The 11,037-nt window shown below is 64.9% G+C and carries 12 protein-coding genes; 4 read left to right on the top strand and 8 right to left on the bottom strand.

The window, feature by feature from the left end; all coding sequences use genetic code 11:
* The 4 genes from AC1DRP_RS15255 to AC1DRP_RS15240 form a co-directional block, all read left to right on the top strand.
* On the top strand, positions 1-625 hold a 625-nt coding region (locus tag AC1DRP_RS15255), incomplete at its 5' end, for a Rossmann-fold NAD(P)-binding domain-containing protein (protein ID WP_476768879.1).
* Positions 625-1,566: a citrulline utilization hydrolase CtlX gene (gene ctlX / locus AC1DRP_RS15250; protein ID WP_441490407.1), complete on the top strand. Its 942-nt coding sequence runs from the start codon at positions 625-627 to the stop codon at positions 1,564-1,566. The genes AC1DRP_RS15255 and ctlX, both read left to right, overlap by 1 nt.
* A 248-nt stretch (positions 1,567-1,814) precedes the next feature.
* Entirely contained in the window at positions 1,815-2,966 is a 1,152-nt protein-coding gene (locus AC1DRP_RS15245) for a YjgN family protein (RefSeq protein ID WP_476768878.1), read from the top strand.
* Between the two features lie 23 nt (positions 2,967-2,989).
* Positions 2,990-4,069 (top strand): M48 family metallopeptidase, encoded by a 1,080-nt coding sequence (locus tag AC1DRP_RS15240; protein WP_476768877.1) that lies wholly within the window; start codon positions 2,990-2,992, stop codon positions 4,067-4,069.
* A gap of 96 nt (positions 4,070-4,165) precedes the next feature.
* On the opposite strand, the gene AC1DRP_RS15235 is transcribed toward AC1DRP_RS15240, so the two are convergent.
* The 8 genes from AC1DRP_RS15235 to AC1DRP_RS15200 form a co-directional block, all read right to left on the bottom strand.
* Positions 4,166-4,879 carry a cytochrome c3 family protein gene (locus tag AC1DRP_RS15235; protein ID WP_441490404.1) on the bottom strand — a complete coding sequence of 238 codons (714 nt, stop codon included), beginning with the start codon at positions 4,877-4,879 and terminating at the stop codon, positions 4,166-4,168.
* 12 nt (positions 4,880-4,891) lie between these two features.
* A complete protein-coding gene (locus AC1DRP_RS15230) occupies positions 4,892-5,392 on the bottom strand; it encodes a nitrate reductase cytochrome c-type subunit (protein ID WP_441509139.1) in 501 nt (166 codons plus the stop codon).
* Entirely contained in the window at positions 5,365-7,860 is a 2,496-nt protein-coding gene (gene napA / locus AC1DRP_RS15225; protein ID WP_476768876.1) for a periplasmic nitrate reductase subunit alpha, read from the bottom strand. The genes AC1DRP_RS15230 and napA overlap by 28 nt, the downstream gene beginning before the upstream one ends.
* Positions 7,857-8,135 carry a chaperone NapD gene (locus AC1DRP_RS15220; protein WP_441509137.1) on the bottom strand — a complete coding sequence of 93 codons (279 nt, stop codon included), beginning with the start codon at positions 8,133-8,135 and terminating at the stop codon, positions 7,857-7,859. Before AC1DRP_RS15220 ends, napA begins: the two co-directional genes overlap by 4 nt.
* On the bottom strand, positions 8,128-8,637 hold the full coding sequence (gene napF / locus AC1DRP_RS15215) for a ferredoxin-type protein NapF (RefSeq protein ID WP_441509141.1): 510 nt from the start codon (positions 8,635-8,637) through the stop codon (positions 8,128-8,130). The genes AC1DRP_RS15220 and napF overlap by 8 nt, the downstream gene beginning before the upstream one ends.
* Positions 8,638-8,647: 10 nt before the next feature.
* Entirely contained in the window at positions 8,648-8,836 is a 189-nt protein-coding gene (gene napE, locus AC1DRP_RS15210; protein ID WP_441507466.1) for a periplasmic nitrate reductase, NapE protein, read from the bottom strand.
* A gap of 174 nt (positions 8,837-9,010) precedes the next feature.
* Entirely contained in the window at positions 9,011-9,811 is an 801-nt protein-coding gene (locus tag AC1DRP_RS15205) for an aldolase (RefSeq protein ID WP_441507467.1), read from the bottom strand.
* A gap of 44 nt (positions 9,812-9,855) precedes the next feature.
* Complete coding sequence (locus AC1DRP_RS15200) at positions 9,856-11,016, bottom strand: M20 aminoacylase family protein (protein ID WP_441507468.1); 1,161 nt, start codon at positions 11,014-11,016, stop codon at positions 9,856-9,858.
* Between the last annotated feature and the right edge of the window lie 21 nt (positions 11,017-11,037).

Genomic DNA, 11,037 nt, shown 5'->3' with positions numbered 1-11,037 from the left:
GTTCCAGGCGCTGGCCTTCAAGGCGCTGAACGGCATCCGGCGATTGCAGGTCTATGATATCGATCCGGCTGCGACCGCGAAATTCAGGGCCAATCTCGCGGGGCACGGGCTTGAGATCGAGGTAGCGAGCAGCGCCGAAGCGGCCGTGCTTGGCGCCGATATCATCACCACCGTCACCGCCGACAAGCTCAAGGCGACGATCCTCTCCGACAACATGGTCGGGGCCGGCGTGCACATCAACGCGGTGGGCGGCGATTGYCCCGGCAAGACCGAACTGCAGCGCGACATCCTGCTGCGCGCCGATGTCTTCGTCGAGTTTCCAGAGCAGACCCGGATCGAAGGCGAGATCCAGCAGATGGAGCCGGATTTCCCGGTCACGGAGCTCTGGCGCGTGATTATCGGCGAGACCAAGGGGCGCCGCACCGAGGACCAGATCACCATCTTCGATTCCGTCGGCTTCGCCACGGAGGATTTTTCGGCCCTGCGCTATCTGCGCGATCAGGTCGAGGGCACCGACTATTATGACGAGATCGACCTCCTCACCGAGCCGGAAGATCCGCGCAACCTGTTCGGCCTGCTGAGCGCGCCGGTCGCTGCTCCTCGTGCGTTTCTCGGGGCGCGATGATGCAAAAGCTCTCCGTCCAGGCGGCGCGCAGCGTCGTGATGATCCGTCCGCATCACTTCAGCCCGAACCCGGCGACGGCCGCCGATAATCTCTTTCAGGGCACCGATGCTGCGCGCAGCGCCGCCGCCATCGCCGCCGAAGCGCATCGTGAAGTGACGCGTGCTGCGGCGCGGCTGGAGGAAGCCGGCATCGCCGTGCATCTCTTCGAGGACGAGGGCAACGCGACGCCGGATTCCGTCTTCCCGAACAACTGGTTCTCGACCCATTCCGGGGGCCATGTTGCGCTCTATCCGATGTTCTCGCCGAGCCGGCGCAAGGAGCGGCGGCACGACGTCATCGAGATGCTGAAGCATCGCTATCGCGTCCAGGACGTGATCGACTATTCCGGGCTGGAGCAGGACGGGGTCTATCTCGAAGGCACCGGCGCGATGGTGCTCGATCACATCGAGCGTGTCGCCTATGCCGCGCGTTCGAACCGCACCAACGAGGTGGCGCTGGAGCGCTTCTGCACGCATTTCAATTTCGAGCCGGTGGTCTTCGATGCGGTCGATGCGGCGGGCCGGGCGATCTATCACACCAATGTCCTGATGTGCGTCGGCACGGATTTCTGCCTGATCGGGCTGGCCACCATTCGCGATGCGGCGCGCCGGAACGAGATTGCGGAGCGACTGGCCCAGGGGCGCATCATCATCGATCTCGACCACGGGCAGATCAACGCGTTCGCCGGCAATGCAATCGAGCTGCAGGGCAGCAACGGTCGCGTCGTGGCGCTGTCGTCACGCGCCTTGCAGGCTCTGCGCCCGGAGCAGCGTGCGACGTTGGAGGGTCTTGCGACCCTGCTGCCGCTCGACGTGCCGACCATCGAACTCGCCGGTGGCTCGGTGCGCTGCATGCTGGCGGGCATCCATCTCGCAGCGCGCGGAGCGCTTCAAGCGGCCTGAGCCTGTTCAGCGCGTCTGWCTTCCGACGAGACCGCGCCATTCTCGATCGGATCGCTGCCAGGCGGCTGCCTGCTGTGGAGCCCCGGAGTGTCGCTTGAACCCGCTCAGACGCTACGTCAGCGCTAGATTAACCTGTCATATAAATTCCTGACTAAACTCACGGTTGTGGCTATTTCGGCGGCTGACGCAGCTGCTATGGATGTGCCGGACAAGTTTCCGTCGAATCTGACGTGATAGCGAGCTTCGCCATGCACCAGACAACCTCGCACCTTGCCACGCCGCGGGTCGACCGGGTGATGTTTTCCAGTGAGCGACCAGTGTTCCGGCGGCTGGTGACGCGCGGCGCATTGCTGGAGCTGGTCACGCTCGGCTTCTACCGGTTCTGGCTTGCAACCGATATCCGACGGCATTTGTGGTCGAATACCTCGGTCGGCGGCGACCCCGTGGAATATACCGGCCGAGCCAAGGAGTTGTTGATCGGCTTCCTGATCGCGATGGCCATTCTGGTGCCGGGCTATCTGGTCGGCTTCCTGGTGCCGCTCCTTCTGATCTCTTTTCTCGGTGGCCCCGAAGCCGGAGGAATCGACACGCTGGCCGGCATTCCGCTGTTCTTGTTCCTCTATCTGTTTTCACAATTCGCGCTCTACCGCGCGCGACGTTACCGGGTCACGCGCACGGTCTGGCGCGGATTGCGATTCGGGATGGGCGGATCGGGCTGGGGCTATAGCTGGCGCGCCGGATCATGGTCTCTGCTGGTCCTGCTGACCGCCGGACTGGCCTTGCCGTGGCGGCAGGCGGCACTCGAACGCTTCAAGATGCGCCATACCTCCTATGGTACATTGCAGGGCCGGTTCGAGGGAACCGGCAGCGACTTCTTCAAGCAGGCCTGGTTCCTCTGGCTTCTGGCCTTGCCGGCGGCGGTGCTCCTGATCCCGCTGCCGTTTCTCTATGGCGCGTACAAAGCGATCGAATGGCGCTGGTGGGTCTCGGGTATTCGTTTCGGTGACGTGGCGTTCCGCTCCGATCTCGAGCGGAGCGACTTGATCAGCAGCTATTGGAAAGTCGTCGGCTGGTCGCTCTTGCTGGTGCTCGTGCTGGGGCTGTGGTTGGTGGGCGTAACCGTCGGGGCAACCTACCTCTCAGGAGGGAGCGCGGAGCGCATTCGGGTGGCCATGCAGCATCCGCTGGTCTTGCTCGCTCTGGGGGTGGGCTATTTGGTGGCGGCGATCGCTTTCGGCGCGGTGGTCCGAATCTACCTCACCCGCGACATCTGGGCGAAGATCGCGGGACGGACGAGCGTGCTCAACCTGGCTGCTGCCGACGATGTCACCGGTCAGGGTGCTGCCGTTGGTGCGCTGGGCGAAGGCTTTGCCGACAGCCTCGACATTGGCGGCCTATGACGGGGTGCGACCGATCCCGCATCATGACTTCGAACGGGCAGTCCGAACATCCAGCCGTCTTCTTCGACGGCAGCTCCAACCGCAAGCGCCGGGTCGCGCTGCGGTTTTCGCGCAAGCTTGAGATCGCCGAGGATGACCTCGTCATCGCGTCCTGGCCCTATGACGACATTCGCCGGGCGGACGGACAAGCTACCCTGCGCTTGAGTGCCGTGTCGGCCCTGCCTCTCGCCCGGCTGGAGGTCGCGGACGAGGCGACGGCGCAGACACTGCTTGCCCGTTGCGGAGCGCTCGATCTCGCAAGCGGCGGCAGCCAGACCTGGCGCATCGTCGGATGGTCGCTGGCCGCCGCATGTTCGATCCTGCTGATCACGCTTTACGGCATTCCGCTCCTCGCCGACCGGCTTGCGCCACTGGTCCCCATAGCGGCGGAGAAGCGTCTGGGCGATGCCGTGGACAAGCAGGTGCGTGCACTCATGGGTGGCCATGTCTGCGCCCAGCCGGCGGGACAGCGCGCCTTCGCGAAGATGGTGGACAGGCTGAGGGAGGCAGGAGGCGTTTCCAGTCCGATGGAAGCGCAGGTTCTGTCATCGGCCATTCCCAATGCCGTCGCACTGCCGGGCGGCAAGATCTATCTGTTCGAAGGGCTGCTGCAGAAGGCGCAGAATCCTGACGAGATTGCTGGCGTGATTGCGCATGAGCTGGGCCATGCCCATCGTCGCGACGGCCTTCGCCAATTGATTCAAACCGGGGGCACGTCCTTTCTGATTGGCTTGCTGTTCGGCGATATCACCGGCAGCGGCGCAGTGATCTTTGGCGCCCGCTCGATCCTCGACGCGTCGCATTCGCGTGATGCGGAAAGCGGCGCGGATGATTTTGCGGTTGCGGMGATGACCGGGCTCGGGCGATCGCCGGCTGCCCTGGGTGAGTTCCTCGTGCGGATCACCGGCAGCGACAGCCGCGGCACGATCCTGGACAGCCATCCGCTCAGCGCCGAGCGGCTGGACCGCATGAAGCGCCTCGACCGCCCGACGACCGGACCGGCGATCCTCACCGATGTGGAATGGCAGGCGTTGAAGGATATCTGTGTCGGGTCCAAGCCCTGAACAGCACGGCGGGCGGGCTGTTCTGCCATTCGAACTGTCGCGGGAACGCTCCAGGATCGCGCCGCGATCAGGCCCTTCGATGGTCTCTCTGTCTGTTCAGCGCGTCTCGATGCTGGCGAGATAGGCGCGCAATTCCCGCTCTGGCCCATGCCAGGAGGCACTGCCCTTGCCCTGGAGCTCCGGGGCTTCCTTCCAGCCGGGCTCGATACCGGTCATGTCGGGCAGGAGATGGGCGATGCCCTTGTGGCAGTCGATGCAGGTCTTCTCCTTCGGAATCAGGAAGCGGCTGTGGATCTCGGCTGCCCGGCGCGTCTGCTTGGTGAAGTCCATCGCGACGGTGGAATGGCAGTTACGGCATTCCAGCGAGTCGTTTGCCTTCAGCCGCGCCCATTCATGCTTGGCGAGCTCCAGCCGGTGGTCGAGGAATTTCTGGCGTGTCGAGATGGTGCCGAAGATCTTGCCCCAGACCTCCTTCGAGGCCTGCATCTTGCGGGCGATCTTGTGGGTCCATTCATGGGGGACATGGCAATCGGGGCAGCTGGCCCGCACGCCTGAGCGGTTCGAGAAATGAACCGTCTGGGTCAGCTCCTGATAGACGTTGTCGCGCATCTCGTGACAGGAGGTGCAGAATTTCTCGGTGTTGGTGACCTCGAGCGCCGTATTGAACGCTCCCCAGAACATGACGCCGCAGATGAAGCCGCCGAGCGTCAGGAACCCCAGGGACAGATAGGCGCTGGGCCGGCTGATGACCCGCCAGAACCAGACCGCGAGGTTCCACGCGCGCAGGAAGAGAGCCTTCAGCTTGCCCATGTCGGCGCCCCGTTACCGCTTGCGGCCAATCGTGTTTGCGTCCTGGAACGTATTCGGCACCAGCGTGCGGGCGTCGGTTTGCTGAACATGGCAGGCGGTGCAGAAATAGCGCCGCGGGGTCACGTCCGAGAGCACCTGTCCGTCCCGGTCCTGGAAATGGGTGATGCTGATCATCGGGGCGCCGGAGCCCTCGGTGAACTCCCGCTTGTGGCAATCCATGCAGCGGTTGGTGTTCAGCGTCAGCTGATAGCCGTCGATCGAATGCGGAATGATCGGCGGCTGTTCCGGGTAGTTCCGCATGCGCCTGACGTCGTCGACGATCGGACGGTCGAGCGGCGGCACGTTGACGGCGCCCATCGGCGGCGCCGCGCCGGTCAGGCGCGGCACGATGTTGATCCGGCCGCTCTCCTGCGAGAGCGCGCCGAAGCAGAGGACGACGAGAGCTGCCAGGGCAGTTCCAAGGACGGTCCAGGAGCGCACCAGGCTCAGACCGCTACGATCTTGACCGCGCATTTCTTGAAATCCGTCTGTTTGGAGATGGGATCCGTCGCGTCGAGAGTGGTCTTGTTGATGAGCTGGCTGGCGTCGAACCATGGCACGAAGACGACGCCCTGGGGCATGCGGTTGCGCCCGCGCGTCTCGACCCGGGTCTGCATCTCGCCGCGGCGGGAGATCAGCCGGATCTCCGCCCCCTGGTTGAGCCCGCGCTTGCGGGCATCGTCCGGGTGCATGAAGCAGCGAGCGCCGGGGAAAGCCTTGAAGAGCTCCGGCACGCGCATCGTCATCGAGCCGGAATGCCAGTGCTCGAGCACCCGTCCGGTCACCAGCCAGAGATCATATTCGTTGTCCGGCGATTCCGCCGGCGGCTCGTAGGGCACGGCGATGATCCGCGCCTTGCCATCGGGGTTGCCGTAGAACTCGAAACCCTTGCCCGGCTTCACATAGGGGTCGAGGCCTTCGCGATAGCGCCAGAGAGTTTCCTTGCCGTTGACCACCGGCCAGCGCAGCCCGCGGACCTCGTGATAGGTGTCGAACGGCGCCAGGTCATGGCCGTGACCGCGGCCGAAGCTGGCATATTCCTCGAACAGTCCCTTCTGGACGTAGAAGCCGAAATGCTTGGCCTCCAGATTGCCATAGGCGGGGTCGACCTCACTTGCAGCGAAGCTGTCGACATGCCCATTCCTGAACAGCACATCGAACAGCGTCTTGCCGCGATAGTTGGGATTGGCATCGAGAAGGGCGGCCGGCCAGACCTCGTCGGTGGTGAAGCGCTTCGAGAATTCGACCATTTGCCAGAGGTCGGAACGGGCCTCCCCGGGCGCCTTGACGAGTTGGTGCCAGAAATGGGTGCGCCGCTCGGCATTGCCATAGGCACCTTCCTTCTCGACCCACATGGCGGCGGGCAGGATCAGGTCGGCGGCCATGGCCGTCACGGTCGGGTAGGCGTCGGAAACGACGATGAAATTCTCTGGATTGCGATAGCCCGGGTAGGTTTCCCCGGCACTGTTCGGCGCCGCCTGCAGGTTGTTGTTGACCTGGATCCAGTAGAAATTGAGCTTGYCGTCCTTGAGCATGCGATCCTGCTCGACCGCGTGATAGCCGGGCTTTTCCGGGATCGTGCCGGCCGGAATCCGCCAGATCTCCTCGGCGTGCTTGCGGTGCTCGGGATTCACCACAGTCATGTCGGCGGGCAGACGATGGGCGAAGGTGCCGACCTCGCGTGCCGTGCCGCAGGCGGAAGGCTGCCCGGTCAGTGAGAAGGGGCTGTTGCCGGGCTCCGAGATCTTTCCGGTCAACAGATGCAGGTTGTAGACGAGCTGGTTCGCCCAGACGCCGCGGACATGCTGGTTGAAGCCCATCGTCCAGAACGAGACGACCTTGCGCTTCGGGTCGGCATAGAGCTCTGCCAGCTCTTGCAGGAAGCCGGGCTCCACCCCCGTCAGCGCCGAGACTTTCTCGAGGGTGTAGTCCTTGACGAAGGCGGCATAGGCTTCGAAGTCGATCGGCGAGGTCGCGCCGACATCTTCGGCCTTCTTCGCCTTGACCTCGCGCGGATCGTCGGGCCGCAGGCCATAGCCAATATCAGTCGCGCCCTTGACGAAGTTCGTGTGCTTCTGGACGAAGTCCTTGTTCACGCGGCCGGTCGTGATGATGTGGTTGGCGATGTAATTGAGGATCGCCAGATCGGTGCCGGGCTTGAAGACAATCGGGATATCGGCGAGGTCGGCGCTTCGGTTGGTAAAGGTCGAGAGCACCGCAACCTTGACATGGGGGTGGCCGAGCCTGCGGTCGGCGACGCGCGTCCACAGGATCGGGTGCATCTCCGCCATATTCGAGCCCCAGAGCACGAAGGCATCTGTGGCCTCGAAATCGTCATAGCAGCCCATCGGCTCGTCCATGCCGAAGGTCCGCATGAAGGCGTAGGCGGCAGAAGCCATGCAGTGGCGCGCATTCGGGTCGAGATTGTTCGAGCGGAAGCCGGCGCGCATCAGCTTGGTCGCGGCATAGCCCTCCCAGATCGTCCACTGGCCGGAGCCGAACATGCCGAGCGCGGTCGGCCCTTTGTCCTTCAGGACCTGCTTGGCCTTGGCGGCCATGACGTCGAAGGCCTCGTCCCAGGAAACCGGCGTGAACTCGCCGTCCTTGGCGTAGACGCCGCCCTTCTTGCGCAGCAGAGGCTGCGTCAGCCGGTCCGCGCCGTACATGATCTTCGAGAGGAAATAGCCCTTCACGCAGTTCAGGCCGCGATTGACCTCGGCCTTCATGTCGCCATGGGTGGCGATGACCTTGCCTTCCTTGACGCCGACCATCACGCCGCACCCCGTGCCGCAGAAGCGGCAGGGCGCCTTCGACCAGGTGATCTCCAGCGTGTCGACGCCGCCGGCGACAGGCTGTGCTTCGGCGGGGAGACTCATATTGGCGGCGGCAGCGGCGATGCCCGCCGCCTGCGCCTTCAGCATCTCGCGACGGGATAGGGTCATGATCCAGCTCCAGTGTCGTCGAGGGCGATGATCTGTTCGAAGACGAAGTTTGCCGAAAGCACGCCGTCCATCAGTGCGATGCCGGTGAGCCTGCTACCCATCTCGCCGGTGCTCTCGGCTTCCATCACGATGACGATCTTGCCGTTCTCGACACGATGAACCTCGGTGCCGGGCAGGGCCTTGATCTGGCGCACGACCGCGTCGCAATGCTCCGGGAAGGCGGTGACGACGGCGCTGGAAATATGGATGGTGCGGGCCGCTTGGGCTTCAGGCATGGGCTGCCTCCGCCGCCGTGGGGCGCGTTCCGATGGCGGCGGCCGGGCAGGCCGCGATGCAGGCACCGCAGCCGGTGCACTGTGTGGTTGCCAGTACAGGCAGGGCAGGGCCGCCAAGGCGCGGTCGGAAACGGATCGCCGCTTCCGGACAGGCATCGCCGCAGCTCTGGCAAACGATGCCGCGTGCGGCAAAGCATGTGTCCCCGATCACGGCAACGTGCTGGAATCCAGGTCGCCCGCGATCGAAGACCGGCTCCGGGCAGGCTGCGGCGCAGGCGCCGCAGAAGCTGCATTCGCCGGAGCTGAAATCGATCTCCGGCCTCTGCCGGGCATCGAGCCTGATGATCGCTTGCGGGCAGGCGCTGACGCAGGCGCCGCATCCCGTGCAGGCGCTCGCGATTGTCTCTTCGAGGGACCAGGGTGGACGAATGACGTCCGGTTCCGAGGGAAGAAGCCCCTTCAGGAACCCACGTCTGCCGAGATCGATCCCGTGCTCTGCCATGGCCGGGCCCTCACCGTGGTGGGCCGGGCGGTCCGAAGACCAATTGCAGCATCCAGACCAGGAAACCATAGCCGCCGACGACGCCGACCGCGATGACCGGCCAGATCAGGATCGCCAGGACGATGAAGGCAAGGAACTCCTGCCGTCGCGTTGCAGGCCTGAATGTGGCCCCAGTTTCAGCCTTGGCACCATCGGACATCACGGTGACAGCTCCCGCGACTATGATTGGGCGCTGGTACCAACGTACCGGCCCACCGGATACCTTACATTCCTTCTAGGGAAGCTAGCGCCGCCTGTCGGCTCTTGTCGAGTTGTTTCATGCGGTCGATGGACCGCGCCGCACGCATGGATGGACGAAACCGGCGTTCTTCGCTCAGCTGCGATAGGCCGGCTCTTCGAGATCGAGGGTGCGCCTGATCGAGGCGAGGTGAAGCCTTGCCGATTCCGCGTCGCCTTCGCGCATCTGGCGACAGGCGGCTTCGGCGATCGCGGGCGCAACGGGCAGGACCTTGCGCCCGGTCGAGAGCGCCAGCGTCTGCACCTCGCAGGCGCGCTCGAGATAGTAGAGATCGTCCCAGGCCTCGGCGATCGTCGGAGCAAGCACCATCACGCCGTGGTGCTTCATGAAGACGATGTCGGCGTCGCCGATGGCGCCGGCAATGCGGTCGCCCTCGCTCTCGTCGAGCGCAAGCCCATTGTAATCGCGGTCTACGGCGGTCCGGCCGTAGAATTTCAGCGAGGTCTGGCCGGCGAAGATCAGCGGCTCGCCCTCCGTCATCGAGAGCGCGGTCGCGTAGGGCATATGGGTATGGAAGGCGACCCTGGCGCGGGGGAGCGCCTTGTGGATGCGGGCATGGATGTAGAAGGCCGTCGCCTCGGGCTGTCCCTCGCCAGCGACGACGTTGCCGTGGAAATCGCAGATCAGCAGCTTCGAGGCCGTCAACTCGCGGAAGGCCCAGCCATAGGGGTTGACGATGAAGAGGTCGTCATAGCCCGGCACCAGCGCCGAGAAATGGTTGCAGATGCCTTCCTCCAGCCCATGGCGCGCCGCCATGCGGAAGCAGGCGGCGAGATCGGCGCGCGCCTCCCAGACGGCGTCGGCGTCGAGGGCGGGCTGGTTCGGGCCGGGCTCCCTGAAGGGGGCGGTAGAGCCGGGTGTGAGGGAGTGGGCCATGGGGGAGCTCCGGATCGGCAAGCGGCAGGTGCGACGGGTGTTGGTCAGGCAGGGCGCAGGCGCTGCCGCGTGATTGCGGCATGGAAGCGTGCGCCATGGATGAGGCCGGCGTCGTCGAAGTCGTAGCAAGGATTGTGCAAGGGCGCCGAGGGGCCATTGCCGACGAAGGCGAAGCAGCCCGGCACATGGTCGAGGAAACGGGCGAAATCCTCCGAGCCGGTCATCGGCTCGCGCGCGGTGGCGACATTCTCCGCGCCGAACACGCCTCTCGCGGCCGTCAGGGCTTCTGCCGCCAGCGCCTCGTCATTCACCAGCGGCACGAATTCGCGCGTATAGGTCACCTCGGCCGAGACGTTATAGGCGAGCGCCGTTCCGTCCGTGATGATGCGCATCTGCTTCTCGATCTCGGCGCTGACCTCCGGCCGGAAGCTGCGGGCATCGCCGAGGATGCGGGCGAGGCCAGGCAGGGCGTTGCGCGTGCCGTCTGTGATGAGTTCGGTCACCGAGACGACGCCGATATCGGTCGGGCTGAGCCGCCGCGACACGATGGTCTGGAAGCTGGTGACGAGCGCGCAGGCGGCGATCAGGACCTCATTGCCGACATGCGGACGCGCCGCATGGCCACCGATGCCCTTGAGCACGATCTCGAAATTGTCCTCCGCCGACATGATCGAGCCGGCGCGTGTCTGGAACTGACCGACCGGCAATTCCGGCGCATTGTGCAGCCCATAGATCTCCTCGAAGGGAAAGCGCTCCATCAGCCCGTCGGAGAGCATGGCGAGCGCGCCTCTGCCCCATTCCTCGGCAGGCTGGAAGAGGAAGCGCACGGTACCGTCGAAGCCGCCCTCGCTCGCCAGCAGCTTTGCCGCACCAAGCAGCATGGCGGTATGCCCGTCATGGCCGCACGCATGCATGGTGCCGGGCGTTTGCGAGCGATGGGCGTGCTCGGCCTGCTCGCTGATGCGCAGCGCGTCCATATCCGCCCGAAGCGCGATGGCGCGGTTGCCGCTGCCGCGCTTCAGCGTGCCGACGACACCGGTGCCCCCGATGCCCTCGGCCACATCGTCGAGGCCGAACTCCCTGAGCTTGGCCGCGACGAAGGCGGAGGTTCGCTTCTCCTCGAAGCCGAATTCGGGATGGGCGTGCAGGTCACGCCGCCACCCCGTCATCTCGCGTTCGAGGGCGTTCGGGTCGAGCGTGGTCATGTCTCTCTCCACCATCGTGAA

This window comes from Allobosea sp. 01N443, from assembly GCF_056399325.1.
The sequence above is the reverse complement of the archived record's forward strand: the minus strand, read 5'-3'. Positions and strand labels throughout refer to the sequence as shown.